Origin of the sequence: Mariniflexile ostreae (assembly GCF_042427585.1) — a bacterium.
In the GTDB taxonomy this organism is placed as follows: Bacteria; Bacteroidota; Bacteroidia; order Flavobacteriales; family Flavobacteriaceae; genus Pseudalgibacter; species Pseudalgibacter ostreae.
The window spans coordinates 11871-35483 of sequence record NZ_JBHMFC010000095.1; the positions used below are offsets into that span (position 1 = coordinate 11871).

A 23613-nucleotide genomic window follows, 5' to 3' on the forward strand; every position below is an offset into this window, starting at 1 on the left:
GTATAAATGCGGTACATTTTATAATTTTAGTTTCTGTTTTTTTATTAATCTCCATGTCTTACACATGAATTTTAAAAAAATTAGTATTCTAAGTTTTTCATTTTATCTTTACCGCTAGCTTTTAAAATAAAAGAGACATGGTATAAACCATACCTACGACATTTAACCACCCAAAATTACCCTATGGAGTTATTTTTACTACTTGTTGTTATCGTTTTATTGATTTTACAAAACGCGAAGCATAGCAAGGAAAGTCTTAGTTTAAGAAAAGAAATTAGTATTTTAAACGATAAAGTAAACAAGCTCTTAGCACATTATAAAGCGCCAGATCAAACAGCTACAAAGAAAATCATTAGAGAAGATGTTCTAAAGAACCCTGTTGAGCCTGTAGTCGAAAGGCCTTTAAAGGCCACACAGCCTATACCTAAAATTATAAAAGAAGAGAGAGTTGCTGAGCCTGTAAAAATTTCGGCATCTTTTCAAACTCCCATAACAGCGCCTAATAAACGAGTTGAGCAAAAACCTAAACCTAGTTTCTGGAAGCGTTTTAAACAAAAGAATCCTGATCTTGAAAAGTTTATTGGCGAGAACCTGATCAACAAAATAGGGATTCTTATTTTAGTATTAGGAATTAGTTATTTTGTAAAATTCGCCATAGACAAAGATTGGATTAATGAGCCTGCACGTGTGGGTATTGGTATATTAGCCGGAAGTTTGGTGCTGTTTATCGCCCATAAGCTACGTAAGAAATACGCTCCTTTTAGTTCTGTTTTAGTAGCTGGAGCCCTTGCTGTTTTTTATTTTACTATCGCTATTGCTTTTCATGAATATCAATTATTTAGTCAACAAGTGGCTTTTGGAATCATGGTGGTAATAACGGCTTTCAGTTGTTTGATTTCTTTGTCTTATAATCGCATGGAACTTGCCATATTATCGTTAATTGGTGGTTTTTTAGTGCCTTTTATGGTAAGTAGTGGTAGTGGCAACTATGTGGTGCTCTTTACCTATATCGCTATTTTAGATGTAGGTATATTGGCCCTTGCTTATTTTAAAAAATGGCATGCCGTACATATACTGGCATTTGTGTTTACCATGGTGTTGTTTTCGGGTTGGATGGCTACAGAATTGAATGCCGAAGCACCAGATTACTTAGGTGCTCTAGTTTTTGCATTTGTTTTTTATCTCCTATTTATAATTACCAATATTATAAATAATTTGCGCAACAAAGGTAGCCTCTCCAAAATTCAGTTGGTAATGCTATCGGTTAATAATTTTATTTTTTATGGTATTGGCATGCTCATACTCGCTAACTATAAACCTGAGTTGTCCGGTCTGTTTACAGCGCTTTTAGCGGTGCTAAATTTAGTATATGCTTGGGTATTGTATAAAAAATTTGGTTTAGACAAAATAGCAGTGTATTTACTAATTGGTTTAACATTAACCTTTATCACATTGGCCATTCCTGTTCAGTTTTCAGGAAACAACATCACGATGTTTTGGGCAGCAGAAGCTGTACTGTTAATGTGGTTAGCACAAAAATCGCAAATAAAGAGTTACCGGTTTGCTACCGTTTTGGTTCAGTTTTTAATGTTGATAAGCCTGCTGATGGATTGGCCTCGTTATTTTGAAACCACTAATACTCTAATTATAGTACTTAATCCTATTTTTATTGGCGGTGTTTTTGTAGTAGCCTCCATGGTGATCGTGGGCTATTTGCTGCGAAATGAAACAGAAAAGTTATTAAAATTCGGTTTTAAGTTTCATCCGCAATCGTATAGAAACCTGATTCATATATTGGCCATTATTACGGGGTATTTTGTTGGGTTTTTTGAAGTTTCTTATCAATCCGTTACCTATTTCTCATTTAACGATTTTCTAGCGATTATAGCATTATACCACTTACTTTTTTCACTAGTATTCTGTTTTATATTCTATAGAAATAGAACGTTAAGCCGTGATAAAATGATTAATAGTGTGGCTGTTTTAAACATTTTATTATTTGCGTTTTTGTTTAGCAGCATCCCTTTTATCGAACATAAAGACAATATTATGGATGCGACCAATAGCCATATGGCTTATTATTTACATTTCGTATCCATTAGCTTTGTACTTTATTTTTGGTATTTAATTTATACAACTAACAAAACAGAAAAGGTGTTTTCTATTTTTAAACATAGATGGATATTATGGTTTGTTGTTTTTATAATAGTGTTTATGGCGAGTAAAGAAGTGATATTGCACGGCCTTTATATGATAGACTATCCAATAGACCAAAGCTTAAAAAGCTCTTCTTATGTAACCGCTACAGACCTGATGGATGCCTCTAGAAGTAAAATAATAAAAACAGGACTACCTATCTTATGGGGGGTATTGGCTTTTGTTTTATTGCTTTGGGGAATTAAAAAACAAATTAAACCTTTACGGATTAGCGCACTCACCTTATTAGGCATTACTATTGTGAAGCTATTTGTGTACGACATTAGCAATGTTTCCGAAACCGGTAAAATTATTGCGTTCATCTTGCTGGGTGTCCTCATTTTAATTATTTCATTTGTATATCAAAAAATTAAAGTTTTAGTAATTGACGAAGACAAAACCCCTAAACATGATTAAATCGATTATTTTTTTCATACTGCTTACTGGAAGCATGTCGTTTGCACAAAGCCATCTTGTAAGTGGCAATATTACTCCTGTAAAAGAAGATGGGCTATACCGCATTCGTATTCCGCAAAACATAAGGTCTTATGCCACAAAAGATTTACGTGATTTTAGGGTTTGGGATACTAAAGGCCAACAAGTGCCTTATTTTATACAGCCTACTTCAGACTATAAGAAAACCAAAGTTTCTGATTTCGAGGCATTTCCCATTATATCAAATACACGTATAGCCGACAGTAATGCTACTTACATCTTTAAAAACTCATATAAAACACTTGATAAAGCAGTGCTTTTAATAGCCAATTATCAAGGCAATAAAACCTATCGTTTAGAAGGCAGTAATGATCAAGAACATTGGTTTGGCTTGGTAAATAGTGGGCAGCTCAATCAATTGAGCCACGCCATAGAAACTCGTGTTTATAAAACCATTCATTTTCCGGTCTGTTCATATCCATATCTTAAAATTGTTTTTGACGACCGTCACTCTTTACCTATAAATCTTCTAGAGATAGGGATTGCAAATACCGAAACTCTAGACATAGTGCCAGTAACTATGGAAAATGTTCCTGTAGAAAGCATTACATTTTTAGAAAAAGATAAAAAGACACAAATCCATGCTCGTTTTGAAAGACCAGAAGGTATCGACCAAATTCAAATGGTTATTACCGCTCCTGATCTATATAGTCGAAATGCCGAACTCTATACTCTAAAAGAGGAAGAGGTAAAGCGCAGATTAGAAACGTATAGGGAGTATATAGCAACGTTTACCATACGTTCCGATAAAGCTTTGGTTTTCGATTTGCCAACCACAATAGAACAAGATATTTATTTAGAAATTGACAATAAGGATAATCCTAAACTACACATTTCTGATATTCACTTTATGCAAGCACCGGTTTACCTTGTGGCTTCTTTAAAGCAAGGTGAACCCTATAAGGTAACCGCAGGAAATGATAACTTGAATTTCCCCGATTACGATATTTTTGACGCCACAAACACCACTAAAAACGAATTGCCAATTGCAGAGATAAACACTGTCGCCTATCAGCAACCTGTTACAAAAGCAAAAGACGCAATTCCTTTTTGGCAACAATCTTGGTTTATGTGGTGCTGTATAGGCTTAGCGGCCATAATGATTTCTTATTTTGCCTTTAGCTTATTAAAAGATTTGAGCAAGAATAAACATTAATGATGTTTTAGTACTACCAACCATCAACCACACACTGCATAGTATAAGGCGTAGCCTTAGAAAGTGGTAATGCTTCAAGGGTGTCTCCTAAGTAGTTTCCGCTAGCCAACCCTGTTACATTTTTAAAACGATACGACCAGCAATACCTCAGGTTAGGGTGTGTTTCAGAATACGTAACCAAGTTGTCTATCAAAACAGCATTTTCAAAATCACTAAAAGCCATAAAATACCCTAGAAATTTATTACGGCGCACATCGGCATCCGAGCTTTTATACATGTACATTCCACAACTATTACATTCGTTTTCGTGTACATACGTGGCCCGATTATGGCCTTTATCGCCACCGCTTGAATATTGGATATAGCCCAATCTCCCATTTACAGACCCTGAAGTCATAGTAATCGTGTTTCTGGCAATAATATTATGCGTTTTATGCCAGCTTACAATAGGGCCGTCTATATACGTATTACCATCCCCTTGTTCCATAATATTATCTAAAATATATACGTTTTCACCAGTGGCATTCACAATATCACCCCCTGTGTTGTGATGGAAGTAATTGTTTTGAATTAAAATATCTTCATCCACACGTCCTGGGCCTTCAATATCGATACCAAATTGCGGAGATATTCCATGGATGTGATGGATCTCGTTATCTGTAATTTCAATACGAATACCACCCACAATAGAAATCCCTTGACGCCTGTTGTTATGCAGGTTGTTTTCTATGAAAGTAACATCATTGGAGTCTAAAACCAAAGCGCCATCACCTGTAACATTTAGAATTTCCATATTTTTAATCAATATGTTTTTGTTGTTCCAAACACAGATGCCATGGCCCTCATCATGTGCGGTCTTGCCATCGCTATTGCGTGGTGTATACACATGCGTATCGCGATCTCCTTTAATAATACCGTCCCGAACCGTAATATTATCTCCATTTAAACGCAACACACAGTAGTTCCATTTATCATTGGTTTGGATTTCTAAAACAGCCCCTGGGCTAAATACAAAATCTGTATTATCATGAATATCAATACCACCTTGATAAATATCATTTACATCTTTACCTACTAAATAGTGCCCCTCGGGTAATATTACACGAGTAAAGCCTTCACTATGTGCCCAATCTATGGCAGCTTGTAGGTTAGCGGTAGTTTTTACCGCATTGGTGTTGTTAATAGGAATATCCCATTGAACCACATCTATGGTATACTCTAGAGTATGGGTTGCGATAGGGAGCTGTATCTTAAAAAGCATTTGAGGTAAACCGTTCGAATCTAAATCTTCGGTAATCGTCCCAAAATCAGAACTGTTTTCGTCATCATGGTCGTTGTAGCAAGAGTTCAAAAAAAGAAAACCAATAATAAGTAGGGAATAGGGAGTTATTTTCATGGGGCACTATTGAATAAGGTTAATAATAAATATGGGGCCAATTAAACGCTGTTTTTTAACTATTATGGTTCAAAGTTTAATTTATTTTAAAACGTTTCAAATATCTGAAATTTTATGACTGTACAAGCCTATTGTTTGTTTTTTCTTTCAATAATTGATATAGGAACGGAAAGAAGGAAGGTTTTGATGATTTTTTAAACACCTCATTGAAGCGGGATTCAATGAAATTTGTTTTCAGATTTTGCAACATCCACAAGGCTTACCAAGCCTCTATAATTAAAGCAGGACTATCTAAAGTATACTGTTCTTGATTGAAATTGCCGTAGTAATTACAATTATTAAACCCTGCCTTATTTAATAAATGCGCTAGGTCCTCTTTTAATAGCGGTAGTAATTCAATACTGTTTTCAATAATCTGTTGGGTAGATTTAACTGTTAGGCGCGTATTGAAATCCATTTTATGTTCTAATGGGCGATACCCATAATGGCGTTCAAAAATAATATCCTCATTTTCTATAAGCGGTAATTGCTGAATGTTTTTAGCAAGAACCTTATCATAATTAACAATTTGCAGCAATAATTTGCCGTTCGCTTTAAGGGCGGCTTTTGATTGTTTTAAAAAATCAGTTACCTCTTCTAAGGTGCTTAAATGAACTAAAGTGTTTCCAAAGCAAATAATCCCGTCTATCGTGTGTTTATCAACAATAGTATGTAGTTTAAGCATGCCGATGTGCTGAAAATCAATGGCATGTGATTTGTTTTCCGTGTTATGTAATGCTGTTCGTATCATTTCAGCATCTAAATCAATCCCGAGTACGCTTTTATAATACGTAACCAATTCGAAAGCAAGTGTTCCAATGCCACATCCAACATCTATAATCCTACTGTTACTTTCTGGTATTTTAGACTTAATAAAATCAATTTGATTACCGTTGATTTTAAAAATATGATGATAAAAAGACGCAATTTGTTTATAGAAACTCATAATTATTAATTTATCCTCAAAGATAGTGCTTACTAATTATATAAATAACCAATCCTAAACAGGACCATATAGATAGGGTGGCCACAAACCCTTTTCTTAGTGGATTGTGCACGATTAAAATTAATTCTTAATTTTAATCGGTTTCAAGCGAACAATCCCTACGCTGTCCAATACGCGAATAATTAGGTAGGTCATATCAATTTCATACCATTTTACACCAAAGTTAGCACGACTAGCGTACTTATGATGGTTATTATGATAGCCTTCGCCCATCATTAAAAAGTCAAAACGAAATAGATTCTTGCTCGTGTTCTTCATTTGAAAATTCACATAGCCATAGATATGTCCAAACCAATTGATAATTACACCATGTATGGGAGCCATTAAAAAGGTAACGGGCAATAAAAGCCATTGCCACCAAGCAGTAACAAAGAACACAAAGAATAAGGTGTAAAGGCTAATCCATAGCAATCTAGAAAAACGTGAACTGGCAAAACGATCAAAAGCTTTCCATTGTGGGACATTTTTTGTAAAACGGGAGTCCACAGGAATACGTTGCTCATTAATATCTTGATAAATGGTTTTTGTTTTCCACATCATAGCAAAAAGATTAGGATCATGAGAAGGGGAGTGGGGATCCAGTTCTGTATCTGTATAAGCGTGGTGCATGCGATGCATAATACCATAGCCATATGCACTTAAATAACTAGAACCTTGAAAAATCCAGGTTAATACAAAGGTAATACGCTCCATGGTTTTAGACATGGTAAAAACTTGATGTGCTGCATAGCGATGCAAAAAGAAGGATTGAAAAAACAAGCCCCCATACCAAAGGACTAAAACGAAAATAACGACTGCCATACTTTTTTTTACAAAGATAATGTGTCGTTGGTCGTCAAACAATGAACCCAAATCAATTAAATGCCCCTATACTCGCGTTTTATAAGCGTTTCCGTATTCTGCTTAAAGCTTGTGGCGTCACTCCAATATACGAACTGATGTACTTTAAGGGGATTTCCTTCAATAACTCCGGTCGCTCTTTAAACAACTTTAAATAGCGTTCTTCTGCGGTGAGGTTTAATAAGTGTTGTTCCCGCTTTGATTTTAATAAAAACAGACGCTCGACGGTAAGTCTACCAATAAAATTACCAATTTGAGTGGTTTTATAAACAGCTTGTAAATCGTTGTAAGTGATGCTTAAAAGTGTAGTATCTGCCAAAGCCTGAAGCTGATAGGCCGAAGGGGTTTGTGTTAAAAACGAGTCGTAAGCACTTATAAATTGATTTTTAAAGCTAAAGCCGAAAGTGATTTCTTTTTCAGGGTCCTCTTTAGGAATAAATAGGCGTACCACACCAGATTCTATAAAAGAAATATGATGCTCGACCTCGTGTAACTTTAAAAAAATAGTTTTTTTAGGAATAACACGACGCTGTAGTTTAGACGTAAAAAATGCCCAATCTGCATCTGAGATTGTAGCAGTCTGTTCTAGATAAGATCTTATTTGTTGCAAATCGTTTAGATACAGTTTATAATAAAGAATAAAGATAAGGATTACTGCTTATAAAAACCTGTGTTTTTGTACTGAAAATCTATAGGGTAGAGCGCCCTTGTGTTATCTCACAAAAACCGTAATACGTCTATAAATGGTTCTAGCCTTTTCATACTATTCCTAAAAACTATAGAAATCAATATATTTAGGCTAGTGTCATCAGTCACTTCACACAGATTACTAGTCAATTAAAGGCTGTAACACCTCCCAAACGGTTTGTGCCAGTACTTTATGGCCTTTCACATTTGGATGAATACCGTCGCCTTGGTTAAGGGACGCCACGCCACCCACATCTTTTAATATAAAAGGAATAAATTCTAAAGTGTTTTTCTGAGCTAAATCGGCATAAAGCTGCTTAAATGCGGTTGTATACGCTTGTCCCATATTTGGAGGCAACTCCATTCCTGCAAGAATAATAGTGGTGTCTGGGCTTTTTTCTTTTACAACATCTATGATGGCTTGTAAATTAGATTTTGTTTCCTGCAAGGGCACCCCACGTAACCCGTCATTAGCGCCAAGTTCTAATAAGAATATGGAAACAGGCTGTTTGATAACCCAATCGATCCTGTTTTTGCCACCAGCGGTAGTTTCGCCACTAACGCCTGAATTAATAATGGTATAGTTTAAACCTAAGCTATCCACTTTTTGTTGTAATAAACCTGGGTAAGCATCTGCTGTATCGTCCAGCCCGTAGCCCGCAGTAATACTATCGCCAAAGCATAGTATGGTTTTTGTTGGTGCTTTAGTTGTCAAAGTGTCTTCTGTTTGTTCTATGGTACTTAAATCTTCTGTTGTTTTTTTAGACTTGGCTTCATGGCAAGAAAAAAGAGAAATCGCTATTATAAAACAACAAAATATAACGTAATTAAAGGGTGTTGATGCAGGAAGATAGGCGTGTAAGTGGTTCTTTTTAGCTTCAGTCATAAGTTATTTTATAAATTAAATGGATAGGCCAAAGATATTAAAGTTTATTGCGTCTTAAAGATGCCATATGCTCTTTTAACGTTATGATAACGAATCTAATTCAGGTCTTCTCCCAACAAAAAACTACTTTTGCAAACTTGCAGAGAATTGGATATTTTAATTATGCCGATAACTGTTATACATTATGGGAAAATTAGATGAAAATGGCTTGAACAAAGCATCGAGGATGTTACTGCTTGTAGGGATTTTGTTTATAGCAGTAAACTTGCGTACTGCGCTTTCTAGTATTGGGCCTTTAATCGACATGATCCGTCAAAATGTGGGGCTTTCAGACACCTTATTGGGCTTGCTCACCACCTTGCCTTTAATGGCCTTTGGTTTTATTTCCACTATTACCCCTTTGTTTACAAAACGTTTTGGAATTGGAATAACCCTGTTAGGGGCTTTAATTTTACTTACCACAGGCATTGTAATACGTTCTTCTGGTGGCGTTTTCGAACTGTACCTGGGAACCATTTTATTGGGTATAGCTATTGCTTTTGGAAACGTATTGATTCCTGCACTAATTAAAAGAAACTTTCCACATAAAGCAGGCTTGGTTACTAGTTTATACTCAGGGATTATGTCCCTTGGTGCTGCTTTTGCCGCAGGATTAAGTGTGCCTTTGGCTATGGAACTGGGTTTGGGTTGGCGCGGATCATTGGCCATCTGGGCAGTATTAGCGGTTTTGGCTCTCGTTATTTGGATCCCGAACATCAAACGTATAAATCGCACACCGCCTCGCAGAAGTTTTAAAGACGCCATGAAGGCTTTAAGCGGCTCCAGATTGGTTTGGAAACTCGCCCTGTATATGGGGCTCCAATCTTTGGCGTTTTATGTGATGTTAGCTTGGTTGCCAGCCATACTTCTAGATCGCGGATTTAACGCATCCTATGCAGGTTGGATGCTATCACTATCACAAGCTACTGGTATTATTGGCTCTTTGTTAATACCGATTTGGGCTGGTTCTAGAAAGGACCAACGCTTGGTTATTGTTTGTTTGGTAGTGGTGGAGCTTATCGCATTAGTAGGATTGATGATTCCAGGAATGGGATTGGTGGAGCTTTGGGTAGGCATGATAGGCATGGTGCTTGGAGGTACATTTGGTTTGGCACTATTACTTATTGTTTTACGATCTGATACTGCCGAAACCGCCGCCGAGCTTTCTGGTATCGTACAATCCATAGGCTACTTTATTGCAGCAACAGGACCGTTTATTGTGGGGATGATTTACGATCTTACACAGGTATGGAATTACGCCTTAATATTATTGATGGGAATAGCCATCATTAAACTGGTTATGGGCATTGCGGTAGGAAAAGATAGAAAGGTATAATGGCTAGGGTTTTATCAATAAAGATTCACGTATCAACTTACTGGTTTTAAGCCTATTTAAGCTGTTTTAACAAGTAATGCTTTAAATGAAACTTAAGCTAATAAAACCCTCGTAAACACCTGCTTCTGAACATTATTGTTGTTAATAAAAGTTAGACAATACTTTGGTTTTGGAATAAAAAATATGACTTTCAACTCATGCGGATCATGCGAAGTCCAACTTTTTAATGCATCATATTATCGCCATAATGCTATCTCAACACGACTCGGTATCGACTCCTGTTTCAAGTAACGGTTTGTTATAAAAAGCACCCTTATGAAGACGAAGAAGGAGGGTTTTAATTAAACTGAAGTTGCTCCATTGTGGTTGCCAAAACAAAATGGTAGCACCGTATTTACAGACTAGCACCTTCATAATATAACAAAACTTTAAGAGTTTAAACCTTGATGTTATAGGTAGATATGAATGCAATTGTTTATTTTGAGCCTTTAACATAAGTCGCCGTATAAAATAAAAACGTCATGTCGAAAATATTAAAGATAACTGGGTTAGAAAAAAGCTATACCAGTGGTAATAAACGCTTAGCCGTTTTACAGGATATCTCTTTTGAGGTTGAAAAAGGACAAACTTTTTCAATTGTAGGACCTTCTGGAAGCGGTAAAACCACCTTATTAGGCCTATGCGCGGGTTTGGATGACCCCAATGCGGGCTATGTTGAATTATGCGGACAAGATTTAAATGCTTTAAATGAAGACCAGCGTGCACAATTACGGAATAAGCACGTGGGATTTATATTCCAAAATTTTCAGTTGCTACCCACATTAACGGCGCTTGAAAACGTTAGTGTTCCGCTAGAACTACAAGGTGCTAAAGATGCAACAATTAAAAGCAGGGCGCTATTGGAAAAAGTTGGTTTAGGCGATCGTGTACATCATTATCCTTCGCAACTTTCTGGTGGCGAGCAGCAGCGCGTCGCATTGGCACGAGCCTTTTCAAACGCTCCGTCCATTTTATTTGCCGATGAACCTACTGGCAACTTAGATGCCGAAACCGGAGAAAAGGTAATCCGATTATTATTCGACCTTAATAAAGAAAACGGGACCACCTTGATAATCATTACCCACGATATGGAATTAGCGAACCGCACGCAGCACATATTAAAGTTAAAAGGCGGAAAAATAGTAACCCACCCCCTAACACCAGCCCTGTGAGCGTACCCTCTAGTATTAAGAGCCTACAAATAGCTTGGTTGTTTAAAATGGCATGGCGAGACGCCAAGGCGAGCAAAGGGCGACTCCTTTTATTTATGTCATCCATTATCTTGGGTATTGCCGCTGTGGTATCCATACAGCTCTTTAGTACAAATTTAAAGGAAAACATCCAACGCCAATCTAAAAGCTTAATGGGGGCCGATTTTATAATCGATTCCAAGCAAGTGCCTACAGCGCGTGCACAAGCGATTATCGATTCATTAAAACCAGGCGCTTCCGAAGTGAATTTTGTATCCATGGTTGTTTTTCCAAAGCAGGGCGGCACTAAATTAGTAAAGGTGCGAGGGCTCGAAGGCAACTTTCCTTTTTATGGAAAAATAGATGCCGTACCAGCTTCTGCTGCAAACCGTTATCAGGAGTCTGGTGGAGCTTTAGTTGATGCGGCTTTATTGCTTCAGTTTAACGCAAAAGTTGGCGATTCTATTCAAATAGGAAAGTTAACGCTTCCCATTGCGGGGGCTTTAAAATCCATTCCAGGGAGTTCTACTTTTTCTAGTTCTGTAGCGCCGCCTGTGGTTATACCGTATCGTTTTGTTGCGGCTACGGCATTATTGCAGTTTGGAAGCCGAAAGGAATACCAATACTTCTATAAAGCTTCCGATACTTTAGATCTAAAACGCCTTGAAGGTAAAATAGGGCCGTTGCTTGATTTAGAAAATGCCGATTTAGACACGCACACGAGCACGACCAAACGCCTTGGCAGGCGGTATGATAATGTGGGCAAGTTCTTGAATTTAGCAGCATTTATAGCCTTGTTGTTAGGTTGTATTGGTATTGCAAGTTCTGTGCACATTTATATCAAAGAAAAATTAAGGGCTATTGCCGTTCTAAAATGCATGGGTGCCTCTAGGCTGCAAAGTTTTCTTATTTTTCTCATCCAAATTTCAGGCATCGGAATTATTGGTGGTACCATAGGGGCTTTAATTGGCGCCGGACTTCAAGACTTATTTCCTTACCTCCTAAAAGACTTTTTACCTTTTACTATCGAGATGCGCATTTCGGTACAACCTATTTTTATGGGGGTATGTCTTGGTTTGTTCATGTCTGTATTATTTGCGCTATTGCCATTGCTTCGAACATGGTATGTTTCTCCGTTAGCTGTGCTGCGCATAGAGGAACAGGCTGCACAAGAACCTAAAAAAGTACAGATTTTCGTTTTTACGGCCATTTTAGCATTTCTATATGTATTCTCATGGTGGTTGCTTCGCGATGCGCTTTATGCATTAGCTTTTGTTGCCGGAACCGTTATTACCTTTGCGCTATTAGCAGGGGTTGCATTAGGGTTTATAAAAGCCTTAAAACATTTTTTTCCTAAGCATTGGAGCTTTACCATACGCCAAAGCTTACTCAATTTGTTCAGGCCCAACAATCAAACTGTGGTGCTGGTCGTTGCCATTGGTTTGGGTACGTTTTTAATCAGTACCTTATATTTTACCAAAGATATCCTGTTGGCAAAAACAGAAGTAGAGCAGGAGGCTAAACAAGCAAATATTATTATTTTAGATGTTCAACCAGAACAACGCGATGCCGTAGTAAAGAGCATAAAAGCAAAGGGTTTGCCCGTGTTGAATAACATCCCCTTGGTTACCATGCGAATGCATAGTATTAAAGACCGGTTGGTGAATGAACTGCACCGCGATAGTACACGTCAAGTAAAAGGGTGGATTTTGAACCATGAATTTAGAACTACCTATCGGGATACTTTAATAGCCTCCGAAGAATTGATAAAAGGAAAATGGGTGCCAGAATTAAAGCCCGGTGACCCTGTGGTTATTTCTATTTCAGACAACCTAGCGTCTGATGCCAACCTAAGTGTTGGGGATCCTGTAATGTTTAATGTTCAGGGCGTGCTAATGGAAACAACCGTAGGCAGTATCCGAAAGGTCGATTGGGCACAGTTGCAGCTCAACTTCACCATCGTATTCCCTAAAGGGGTACTTGAGGATGCACCAAAATTTAATGTCCTTACCACCGCAGTGGCAGATGAGATGGGTGCGGCAGCATTACAAAACGATGTGGTTACTAAATTTCCAAATGTATCTATTATCGATTTACGACAGGTGTACAGTCTTGTGGAAGACATATTGGACAAAGTGTCTTGGGTGATTAATTTTATGGCATTTTTTAGTATCCTCACAGGTATTATCGTATTGATTGGTTCTGTAAGAACAAGTAAATACCAGCGTATAAAAGAAAGTGTCTTGTTGCGAACGCTTGGAGCTAAAAACACGCAGATTTTGCGAATTTCAGCCTTTGAATACCTGTTTTTAGGATTGCTGGGCAGTTTGGTTGGTATTTTGCTAGCCTTAGTGGGCAGTTGGTGTTTAGCTGTGTTTGTATTTAAAGAGCCTTTTGTGCCCGCTTTAATTCCTTTTCTGGTATTTTTACCAGGCATCACCGTGTTGGTGCTCGCGATTGGATTAAGCAATATTCAAACGGTGCTACGAAGTTCGCCCTTAGAGGTTTTGCGAAGAGAAAGCTAGGTTTAAACCGTTATTTTAATAGCAAATACTTTTGGTTTTTATACAGAAAGGCATTCTTATGAAACGTAACTATTCTATTAATTGCGTAACTTGCATGAAACACATTTAAAGAAACATCATGTTACATATATTATACGCATTAGTTATACAATTGCCTCAGGGCACCCGCAACCCAGATGACAATAGTCCTATCGACCTTACAAATCCTTTCGATTTGATTGTTTACGTTATTTTACCTATTTTAATTGTTATTTTCTATATTTTTTGGAGGCGAAGCAAGCGGCGGAATAAAGATTAAAGTTTTCTGTTACGGCATGGATGAACCTTTTAAAACCGGTTTTTTTTATGGCAGAGCCTTAAGAAGGATTGGGCTATGCTTTTTTCTTCTGAAAAGAACTTTTAATGTTGAATCCAGCCATGGCAGCGCATGCAGTAGTGTTGTAAAAAACACCTAATTTCGTATCAGATTATATAAAAGTAGTCCTTAAATTAAAGCTGTTATATATCCCGATACACCCTAAAGTCAATTAGAAATTTTGTACCTTTAAAATTCCTTTTTAAAGCTAAAATGTTATTAGATATATGAAGTATTTTCCACTGATGTCCTGCCTGTTTTTTGTATTGCTTTTTGGGTGTAATGAAGTTAGCCCTAAAGGTGAGAAAGAGGTTCGGGAGTTTGTAAACCAATGGAATGAAGCCCATACCCAATTAAAGTCCGCTTATCTAACGCGCGACTATATGGATGTTATCATCTATTATGGCAAAAAACGCACCAGAGCCCAGGTTCAGGAAGATAAGAACTCGCTGTTTCAACAATTTCCAGACTACACACAGCGCATTTTAGATGATCAAATTGTGATTACTAAAGAAGCTGGAAGTTATTTAGTAACTTTTACGAAACACGTTAGCTATAACGGCATTGAGGCAGATTACACGTCGTATCTATCGGTTATGTATAAAAATGGTGCTTTCAAAATTCTACGGGAAGGCGTTGCCGAAAATGCGAAAGACCTAGATGCCCCTATTTTTCCAAGCGCTCGTGAAAACAACGCCTTTCTCTCTAATACCAGACAGTTGTTCGGCGATTTTGATGGTGATGGGCTATCCGACTATGCCACAGTGGTATCGCCAGAAATAAACACTAGTATAAAAACAAACTCCCAAAATAATGATGTGGTAGAATGTGTAGGGGAGTGTAAAAGCGTTATTGTTTTTAGCAATAAAAACTTAAAACCAATCACTATTAAAGGTGCCTATAAATCACAATTAGAAAACCTTAAAGACCTTAATAGCGATGGTGCAGACGAGATTGGTTTTTGGGATATAAAAGCATCAACCAAAACGCTCTATATTTTTAATGCAACAAATGGCGCATTGCTTACCCAACCTGTTGAAATTAACACCCATGTTCATAAAAACCTTAAACTTATTGATGTGTTTAAGAAAACAGGCCCCAATAAAATTACAGTAACACGCAGTATGGAGGTTAACGGGAATTGGATTTTAAAAAGTGAGGTTATTGTATTAGATTAAACCTTTGTGCGCCATGAGGTTTGTTCACGTTGGCATTGCTATTGTGAAGGTGTTTTAGAGCTAAAACAAGACCATATATCTGCCAGCAATTAAGAAGAAAACATCAAACAAAGCATTGTATTTAAACAAGAAAGGTTGTCCGTCACCAGACAACCTTTCTTATAAAACGTGTTGAGATTATTTTAGGTGCTTTAATAGCATTTCGGCAACCAACTCAGATGATGCAGGATTTTGACCCGTAATTAAATTACCATCTTGCAAGGCGTAAGCCGTCCAATCTTCTTTTTTAGAGTACATCCCTCCGTTATCACGTAACATATCTTCCACTAAAAACGGAACAACCTCTGTAAGTCCCACCGCAGCTTCTTCAGAATTTGTAAACCCGGTTACTTTTTTGCCTTTTACCAAAGGAGTACCATCAGCGTTTTTTACATCTTTTAATGCGGCAGGCGCATGGCATACAAAAGCAATGGGTTTATCTTGGCTGTTAAATTTTTCGATTAACGCTACAGAGCCTGCATTGTTTGCTAAATCCCATAAAGGACCATGGCCACCAGGGTAGAATACTGCATCGAAATCATCTGGATTCATATCCGATAGTTTTTTTGTGTTGGCTATTCTTTTTTTAGCTTCCACATCATTATCAAACCGTTTGGTTGCTTCGGTAGCGGCATCTGGCGTATCACTACTAGGGTCTATGGGTGCAGCACCTCCTTTTGGTGTCGCTAAGGTAATGGTAGCGCCTTTATCTAATAAAGCATAATACGGACTAGCAAATTCCTCAACCCAAAATCCTGTTTTTTTTCCTGTGTTTCCTAAAATATCGTGAGAAGTTAATACAAATAATATGTTCATTTTTATCTTTTTTTAATAAATGTTATGCCTTCTAAAACGCTTTTAGAAGATCTATCGTTAATTAAGCAGCACTTAGTGTTTCAGACTATAAAAGTCCTCTTTTACTAAGCTTAATCTTATGGATATTAAAACTTTAACTAAACCAAAAAAAGTTTAGTTAGCATTCAAGTTCGTGATGCTTTCTGTTTCTATTTTAGATAATTCTATTAATTTTCCGGCCTCATAAAGTTCGGGCAATGCTTTTAAAGGGGTGCCTACTTCTGCTTTATAATTCACATAATCTTGAAACGTGATACCATCCACTATGCTTCTGTTATATGCGCTTCTAAAACGCACGCCACCTTGGTTTACATGGAAGTTATAGGCTAGATAATCTACGGTATGGGCATCTGTATCGATCCAGTAATAATACTCGTCATCGAAATCCTCGCCGCCGCCATCTTGGGAAAAGCTTATGCTTAAAATGCTATAGTTTTTTCCTTTAATAGTGGTTTCGCCCATATACGTTTCGTTAACGGCATCGTCCTTTAGTTTATGTGGAAGTGTTGCAAAATAAATAACAGAGTTTATGGCGCCAGTACCACTTTTTATATCTTTTTCGCTAAGGGCTATCGTGTCGTTATTAATCGTTCTAGAGAATTTACCATTTTTAAGACGGTCTATAATTAAAGAATCCCCTTTTTGGGAGCTTTTTGAATATTCATAAGCCTTGCCATCATTTTTAAACTGATAGGTATTTCCTCTAAAAACGAATGTATAATTAGCAGAATCATACAAATCACCACCATGCGCATTAATGGCTTGATTTAAAATGACTTCGGCTTTTGAAGGCTGAACAACTTCAGACACCACTTCTTTTTTATTAGAAACAGATTTTGATGTCGTGTTATTGCAAGCGAAAAGTGTAGCGACACTTATTAATATTAAAATAGATTTTTGAATTCCCATTAGTATAGTACTGATTTTTTTAAAGTTATGAAATAGTCGTGGAAATGCATGGGAACTTTCAGCAATAGATGCGTATTTAACACTTTTATATGAAGGTGAAGAAGGGAAGTAGGAGGAGAGGGTATTTATTAAGATGCTTAATGTTTAAGCTCTTTTCACTACCAAAGCCTTGAAGTGCCTAAAAACTCCTTTAATATTTCAAATAACATGAATTCTCATATCACAATTTCTCCTTTTTTCTCAACAACAGAAACACCCCAATCTGCAATAGATTTAATTAACGGAATTAAAGTTTTGCCAAAATCGGTTAACGAATATTCAACTTTTAAAGGAGGTTTAGATGTATATACTTTTCTTTTAACTATACCATCTTCTTCCAAAGTCTTTAACTGTAAGCTTAAAGTGCGCTCTGTAACAGAAGGCATTTCTTTTCTTAATTCATTGTATCGAAGTGTTCCATCTATTAAATGAAATAAAATGACGGCTTTCCATTTACCTCCAATGACGCCCATGGTTAAACTTGCGCAACACGGGTATTCTTTTCCTTTAAATTGATACATAATTATGATAATATATTTTTACTAATGGCACAAAGATATAAACTATACTAAATTATTTAACTATATTTTTTATAGTATTATATTTTATACTTAATTTCTTTAAAATCAATTCATTAAAACACTATTTTATACTATCCTTTTTGACCGTTATTGCGAGTTAAAATTACTATACTTACTTTTGCCACTATAAAAACTATAGTGCTATACGTTTAAGTAAGCATTTAATCTAAAAAACACATAAAATGAAAGCCATAGGATATAAAGAGAATCTTCCAATTACAGATAAAAACTCGTTACAAGACATAGAATTAAAAACACCAAAGGCTACTGGAAAAGATATTTTAGTAGAAATTAAAGCCATTTCTGTAAATCCAGTAGATTATAAAGTGCGTTCAGGAATGCCTGTAGAAGGTGACGATTGGAAAGTTATTGGTTGGGATGCTAGTGGAATAGTAAAAGAAATTGGTGAGGATGTTTCACTTTTTAAAGTTGGAGACGAAGTTTGGTATGCTGGAGATTTTACGCGTCAAGGAAGTTATGCACAATATCAAATTGTAGACGAGCGTATTGTTGGTAAAAAACCATCAAGTTTATCTTTTCCGGAAGCTGCAGCATTACCTTTAACATCCCTTACAGCTTACGAAATGTTGTTTGATAGATTACAAGTTGCAAAGGATGATGCTAGTAAATCAATTTTAGTAATAGGGGCTGCCGGAGGCGTGGGATCAATTTTGGTGCAATTGGCTAAAAAGTTAACAAAACTAAATATTATAGGTACTGCTTCTAGAGAAGAAACCACAACATGGCTAAAAGGCTTGGGGGTAGATTCCGTTATTAACCACAGAAATAAATTAAGTGACGAATTAGAAAAATACAATCTAGCTGCGCCAGATTACGTAGTGAGTTTAAATGGCACGGAGCAACATGCAGATCAGATTGTTAAACTAATTAAGCCACAAGGAAGGTTTGGTTTTATTGACGATCCCAAATCATTTAACGTGATGCCTTTTAAAACAAAAGCAGTGTCGACACATATAGAGTTTATGTTTACGCGATCTATGTTTCAAACCGAAGATATAATGGAACAACATAATATTTTAAACGAAGTATCTACTTTAATTGATAACGGAACCATTAAAACCACGTTAGGTGAAAATTTCGGAATTATTAATGCTGAAAACCTTCGTAAAGCACATGCATTCCTAGAAACTGGTAAAGCAAAGGGTAAAATAGTTTTAGAAGGATTTTAATGTAAAAAATCAATAGCGTCCAAAACGTTTAAAAAAGAGAAAGGAAAGTTTGTTCCGAAAAGTCACCTTTGTGGTGCAACACAAAAACCCTTTCTCTGAATTTAGACACGTCAAAATTTAAGACCCTCGTAATATTGATGTCTATTTTACATAATATTAATAGTTTCGACTAAAAAGCTCAAAAAATAACACTTATGGGAAGTTTACGAGAATCGTGTAAAAAAAATATTGCAGGATTGTTACAAATCTAAAGGGTTAGCTTTTTTTTTGGCGCTGGCAAAGCGGTTGGATATTGTGTTTAAAAATAAATGCCATATTAGGCATTTAAATTTTTAAAAAGCAATCGAGCGCATCATAACCTTATTGGTATGCGGCTATTTTACATAACGGCTAATTATAGATACAAATTTATAGCTATCATTTTTTATAAATAGAACGTGTAGTACTATATCATAATTTCTCCAACGCGCCATCTGTGTTATAAATAGCTTCATCCTCAGGATAAACCTATTTATAAAATGCACTATAATGTTCTGCGTTATGTAACTTGAGCTTTGGTTAAAAGCGAAAGTTGTTAACTCAAATGTTTCTTAAAAATGTAATGGAATACGCTTTGCCCAAGTGACGATAGGAGCGAAGTGGGAATGTGTATGGAGTGATAATATAAATCTCCTACCTCTTATTAAATCAATCTTTTATATATTTCGTTCAATTCTTAAAAATATTTTTTTTATTGAAAAATGGGTGTTTCCCCCCTTTTAGATAACGGTAAATCCCCCTGTTATTTCTACTTCTAATTTCTTTAATTTGTTATTCTTTAATTTAAAATAGTATTAATCATCCGAAAGGGTAAATTCTTTTATTATGAAAAACATTGAAAAACTAAGTGAACTTATTAAGAAAAACAAAGAAGTCCAAAAAATTGTTGAAAAGCGTAATTTAAAGGATGGTAGTCCCATAGAAGAATCTATAATATTCACCCAAGGGTTAGCAGCAGGTTTTGGATTAACAATAACAAAATCCGAAATTGAGGAATACTTAACTAAAGCTATATTAGTTACTAAAAATAATGACCGATCACTAACAAACCTTCCTAAAGAATTTTTGGATATTAAAGTAGGGGTAATTAACAAAAGTACACATATGTGTCAATCATGCGTACTTACATCTACTCTTGTAAATGACGAAATTTTTGAAAAAATAAGAAAATTATAATAAAAATGGATATAGAAAAGCTGATTCGACCTGATTCTGATAATTCTAAAGGTAGTAGAAGTAAATTGATTACTGCCACTATAGATTCTACAATTTCGCTATTAGATGGGTTAATACAAATCAAATCTGTCAACAATGATATCGTTGATTTAACCAAGAAAATATTGAATTACGCTCAAAATAATCCTTCAAAATATTTCTCTGAGCATAATATAATAGATGGTGCTTTTTTTGAATGGTATTACCAAGCAATTAATTATTTAAATAAACAAGATTTCGATAATTTAGTTAAGCACTATTACAAATTACCTTACGTGTTATCTGAGATAACTCTAACTATGCAATCATCATCAAAACGCTTGGTTTTTGCAGATGAAACGGGGGAAATATTTTTATATAATTATTTTAGCTTAGGACACTACCAGCCTTTTGAAAGAATAGAACTTCATTTCGAAAATGAAACTATTTTTTATATAAAACCTAAAGGGAATAAATATTCTTTAGATGATATAAGAAAATATGGCGTTTATCAAATACCACATTCAAATATTTTCATAAAACAGGTTGGAAAAGGAAGAGAAAGAATCATCTCAAGATACCAGTGTAACTTGAAAGCTGTTGCTGATGATGACGTACCTTTTGAAATGATTTCTCCAGAAAAATTAATTGAACACAAATTAACAACACCATACATTAACAAATTTGAGAAAGCTCTAGAATATATTAAGAAAATTGATATTGACCTTTATCAAGAAACTAATGTATTAACTCGAGATATTACATTACTTAGAGGGTTTCCATTTATTGGAGGTTCATCATTAAATCATTTCGGTACTTCTTTTTTTAATCTTTTACCAGAGTGGAGTATTGAGTGTTATGCTGATCATATAGTACATGAGGCTGCTCATCAAAAAATACATTCCATATTTGAATTGGAACCAATTTTATTAAATCCAAATGATACTCTTGCTAAGTCACCGATTCGTCCAGACAAGAGACCTTTAGAAGGCATATTTCATGCTACATTTGTTTTTTATAGATTATCACATTTTTTTTTCAAAGCTGTTGAAAATAACTATTCAAAAGAAGCAGAAATTCGTCTACATCGCCATTTACTAGGGTTTTATGCAGGGGTTGATCAACTTATTGAGTTTGGCAAGTTTAACCCTACAGGTATAGCCTATGTTGATTACTTACAAAAGGAAAAAAGTCGATTTAAAAAACGTATAGAGTTTCCGGAAGCAACTTTATATAATCAAATTCCTATAGACTATGAAAAACCAAGAAACTTGACATTTGTTACCGAATGATGGAGCTATCCAGCTACAAAAAACATATTATTGTTTCAGATTTAGGAACGAAATCTTATAATTTATTTCTTTGTGAATTGAATATCTCTTGTACTTCTAAAAACACAAAAGGGGAACGATTTTCGTTTGAAATAGGAGGTAATGGCATTGATACGAACCTTGATTTAGCAAGAGTAAAATGCCTGTCAGAGTTTAATGAACGCTACGAATCTCTTAATCCAGAAAACATAAGAAATGCTACAATAATTTCACCAGAATCAGATTTGAAGCAAATATCTATTTCTAGTATCTTTAATTTTAAGAAACAGGGAATTGATAATGATTTTGTTTTTAAAAACTACCATCAACAACATTTAGTGAAAGTAAAAGGTCTAATTAACAATAAAGATTATTTATTTCCCTTGAGTTGTATCTTACCAAATTTTAATTTACATGTTCCTTCAACTAATTTTGTGGGAGACATAGAGTCTTCGGGAATTGTTTCAGGATTAGGGCCTGATGATAAAAGAGATCTTAACTTAATTGGTTTGCAAGAGGTATTGGAGCGTGATGCTATTATGAGGGCCTGGAGAGATCCGGAATACAAAATTTCAAAAATTGATCAACGTTACCTTCCTTTAGATTTGAGTAACCATTTGCAAGAACTGGGGCTTACGGTAACGATTTATGATGTTGGGCTATCTAATTTATCTATGGTTATTTTGGTTATAGTAGCAGATTCGTTACAGCGTATAACTTTTGGATCTAAGGCTACCATGGAAATTACTGAGGGTGTTCGACATTCAATACATGAAGCATTAATGATACGTTATAAACTTATTAGAATAGGTTTGCATAAATTAAAAACTCAAGAGTTTGTTAAAAGCAGTTTAGATCATGTAATCTACGGTTTTCAAAATGGTGGTTTTATATTATCATTATTTGAGAAAAAAAATTCAAAAAATAAACAAACGTTATATGCAAAAAACGCCTTGGAATTATACTCTAATTGTCAGCAGCGATTCTTATTAGAACCTTTGTTTTATAGTATTTCATCAAAAACAAATAGTCGAGTAATTCGCGTTTTGTTAATTAATTGTATGCGAAAAGAATGGGATGCCAATACCCCATTTTTAATACCACTGCAATCTACTAATATTCCATACAATAATAGACCACACCCATATGGATAATGAAGCATTTTGGGATAATCGAGCATATTTGCGGAATAATGCTCGTAAACTCAATGACCCAGTCATTTTAGATTTTAAAATATGGATTAATAGTTTTAAAAAACCGGTTTCTATTCTGGATGTAGGCTGTGGTAATGGAATACTATCACAAACCATATGCAAACATAATGACTATACAGGTATAGATATTTCAAAAAAGAATATTTCTCTAGCTACTGAGATATTTTATGAAGAACGATTTAAGTGGATAAGTGGGGACTATCTTTATTATGATTTTAAAATGTTGAAATATGATATTCTTGTTTTTAGTTATAGCATATTTTGTATGGATAAAATAGCTTCTGTACTAGGAAAATCAAGATTGTTACTAAAAAACGAAGGCCATTTGGTTTTATATACGGCAGTAGATGATCCAGAATTTAGACGTACATTTTATTTCCCTCAATTTTATGGTTATAAAGCTTTGTTTTCAGCTATATGTACTACGGATATTATTGGGTTATTAAAAGAACATCAATTTAATATTACAAGCATTAATGTGTTAAAAACCAAAAAAACTCATATAATGAGAATTATAGCAAATCCAATATCTAGGTAAAATATAGAATGGTTTCATACAAGGAAAGTGGGAGAGAGGTAGTAAACTTTAAATCATCCCTGTAATTATTATGTAAAATAGAATATTAAAAAGACTAACGCAATTTTTAATAAGAGCAAAAAGGTTAGCTTTACTTGGAGCAAAATATAATACTGATTTGAACGAATTTGATGTTATTCCAATTATGTTAACATCAGAACAATTGGCTACAGAGTTTCTTAAAAAAGAAGAATTGCCATTTAAATTAGTAAGCTTTTATAATGTTAAAGAACAATTATTTAATGCTTTTGAAGATTAAAATTATTATGTAAAATAGAATCTCAATGTTAAACTTGGCCTCAT

The 23613-nt window shown here is 35.3% G+C and carries 20 protein-coding genes; 12 read left to right on the top strand and 8 right to left on the bottom strand.

All coding sequences use genetic code 11. The features are described from left to right. Positions 1-183 precede the first annotated feature (183 nt). Together ACFFU9_RS13665 and ACFFU9_RS13670 are read left to right on the top strand one after the other, a co-directional pair. A complete protein-coding gene (locus ACFFU9_RS13665; RefSeq protein WP_379862041.1) occupies positions 184-2613 on the top strand; it encodes a DUF2339 domain-containing protein in 2430 nt (809 codons plus the stop codon). After that, entirely contained in the window at positions 2606-3847 is a 1242-nt protein-coding gene (locus ACFFU9_RS13670) for a DUF3999 family protein (RefSeq protein WP_379862042.1), read from the top strand. Before ACFFU9_RS13665 ends, ACFFU9_RS13670 begins: the two co-directional genes overlap by 8 nt. 13 nt (positions 3848-3860) lie before the next feature. Here ACFFU9_RS13670 and ACFFU9_RS13675 read toward each other — a convergent pair whose 3' ends face one another. The 5 genes from ACFFU9_RS13675 to ACFFU9_RS13695 all read right to left on the bottom strand — a co-directional run bounded on the left by ACFFU9_RS13675 (position 3861) and on the right by ACFFU9_RS13695 (position 8701). After that, positions 3861-5243, bottom strand: a complete 1383-nt coding sequence (locus ACFFU9_RS13675; protein WP_379862043.1) for a right-handed parallel beta-helix repeat-containing protein — start codon at positions 5241-5243, stop codon at positions 3861-3863. Between the two features lie 259 nt (positions 5244-5502). Next, entirely contained in the window at positions 5503-6228 is a 726-nt protein-coding gene (locus ACFFU9_RS13680; protein WP_379862044.1) for a class I SAM-dependent methyltransferase, read from the bottom strand. Positions 6229-6348: 120 nt separating this feature from the next. Next, the gene (locus tag ACFFU9_RS13685) at positions 6349-7089 is read right to left on the bottom strand and encodes an acyl-CoA desaturase (protein ID WP_379862045.1); all 741 of its coding nucleotides are present in this window, start codon (positions 7087-7089) and stop codon (positions 6349-6351) included. 79 nt (positions 7090-7168) lie between these two features. Then, positions 7169-7738, bottom strand: coding sequence for a Crp/Fnr family transcriptional regulator (locus ACFFU9_RS13690; RefSeq protein ID WP_379862046.1), 570 nt, complete (start codon positions 7736-7738; stop codon positions 7169-7171). A 219-nt stretch (positions 7739-7957) separates the two neighbouring features. After that, positions 7958-8701, bottom strand: coding sequence for an arylesterase (locus ACFFU9_RS13695; RefSeq protein ID WP_379862047.1), 744 nt, complete (start codon positions 8699-8701; stop codon positions 7958-7960). 184 nt (positions 8702-8885) lie between these two features. On the opposite strand from ACFFU9_RS13695, the gene ACFFU9_RS13700 reads away from it, so the two are divergent. The 4 genes from ACFFU9_RS13700 (at position 8886) to ACFFU9_RS13715 (ending at position 15363) form a co-directional block, all read left to right on the top strand. Next, the gene (locus ACFFU9_RS13700; protein ID WP_379862048.1) at positions 8886-10076 is read left to right on the top strand and encodes a CynX/NimT family MFS transporter; all 1191 of its coding nucleotides are present in this window, start codon (positions 8886-8888) and stop codon (positions 10074-10076) included. A 521-nt stretch (positions 10077-10597) separates the two neighbouring features. Beyond that, positions 10598-11287 (top strand): ABC transporter ATP-binding protein, encoded by a 690-nt coding sequence (locus ACFFU9_RS13705; RefSeq protein WP_379862049.1) that lies wholly within the window; start codon positions 10598-10600, stop codon positions 11285-11287. Between the two features lie 47 nt (positions 11288-11334). Continuing rightward, positions 11335-13830, top strand: coding sequence for an ABC transporter permease (locus tag ACFFU9_RS13710; protein WP_379862066.1), 2496 nt, complete (start codon positions 11335-11337; stop codon positions 13828-13830). Positions 13831-14412: 582 nt separating this feature from the next. Continuing rightward, a complete protein-coding gene (locus ACFFU9_RS13715; RefSeq protein ID WP_379862050.1) occupies positions 14413-15363 on the top strand; it encodes a hypothetical protein in 951 nt (316 codons plus the stop codon). Between the two features lie 177 nt (positions 15364-15540). Here the strand turns inward: ACFFU9_RS13715 and ACFFU9_RS13720 are convergent, their stop codons facing one another. From ACFFU9_RS13720 to ACFFU9_RS13730, 3 genes are all read right to left on the bottom strand, one after another. After that, complete coding sequence (locus tag ACFFU9_RS13720; protein WP_379862051.1) at positions 15541-16218, bottom strand: type 1 glutamine amidotransferase domain-containing protein; 678 nt, start codon at positions 16216-16218, stop codon at positions 15541-15543. A gap of 153 nt (positions 16219-16371) precedes the next feature. Beyond that, complete coding sequence (locus ACFFU9_RS13725; RefSeq protein WP_379862052.1) at positions 16372-17166, bottom strand: DUF6503 family protein; 795 nt, start codon at positions 17164-17166, stop codon at positions 16372-16374. A 215-nt stretch (positions 17167-17381) separates the two neighbouring features. Next, on the bottom strand, positions 17382-17726 hold the full coding sequence (locus ACFFU9_RS13730; RefSeq protein WP_379862053.1) for a winged helix-turn-helix transcriptional regulator: 345 nt from the start codon (positions 17724-17726) through the stop codon (positions 17382-17384). A 242-nt stretch (positions 17727-17968) separates the two neighbouring features. Between ACFFU9_RS13730 and ACFFU9_RS13735 the strand changes: the two genes are divergently transcribed. The 6 genes from ACFFU9_RS13735 (at position 17969) to ACFFU9_RS13760 (ending at position 23569) form a co-directional block, all read left to right on the top strand. Continuing rightward, on the top strand, positions 17969-18976 hold the full coding sequence (locus ACFFU9_RS13735; protein ID WP_379862054.1) for a zinc-binding alcohol dehydrogenase family protein: 1008 nt from the start codon (positions 17969-17971) through the stop codon (positions 18974-18976). Between the two features lie 864 nt (positions 18977-19840). Then, positions 19841-20191, top strand: a complete 351-nt coding sequence (locus tag ACFFU9_RS13740; RefSeq protein WP_379862055.1) for a hypothetical protein — start codon at positions 19841-19843, stop codon at positions 20189-20191. Positions 20192-20196: 5 nt separating this feature from the next. Next, the gene (locus tag ACFFU9_RS13745; protein ID WP_379862056.1) at positions 20197-21501 is read left to right on the top strand and encodes an aKG-HExxH-type peptide beta-hydroxylase; all 1305 of its coding nucleotides are present in this window, start codon (positions 20197-20199) and stop codon (positions 21499-21501) included. Then, entirely contained in the window at positions 21498-22673 is a 1176-nt protein-coding gene (locus ACFFU9_RS13750) for a YcaO-like family protein (protein ID WP_379862057.1), read from the top strand. The genes ACFFU9_RS13745 and ACFFU9_RS13750 overlap by 4 nt, the downstream gene beginning before the upstream one ends. Beyond that, complete coding sequence (locus tag ACFFU9_RS13755) at positions 22666-23271, top strand: class I SAM-dependent methyltransferase (protein ID WP_379862058.1); 606 nt, start codon at positions 22666-22668, stop codon at positions 23269-23271. Before ACFFU9_RS13750 ends, ACFFU9_RS13755 begins: the two co-directional genes overlap by 8 nt. A gap of 157 nt (positions 23272-23428) precedes the next feature. Then, on the top strand, positions 23429-23569 hold the full coding sequence (locus ACFFU9_RS13760) for a hypothetical protein (RefSeq protein WP_379862059.1): 141 nt from the start codon (positions 23429-23431) through the stop codon (positions 23567-23569). The last annotated feature ends 44 nt before the right edge of the window (positions 23570-23613 follow it).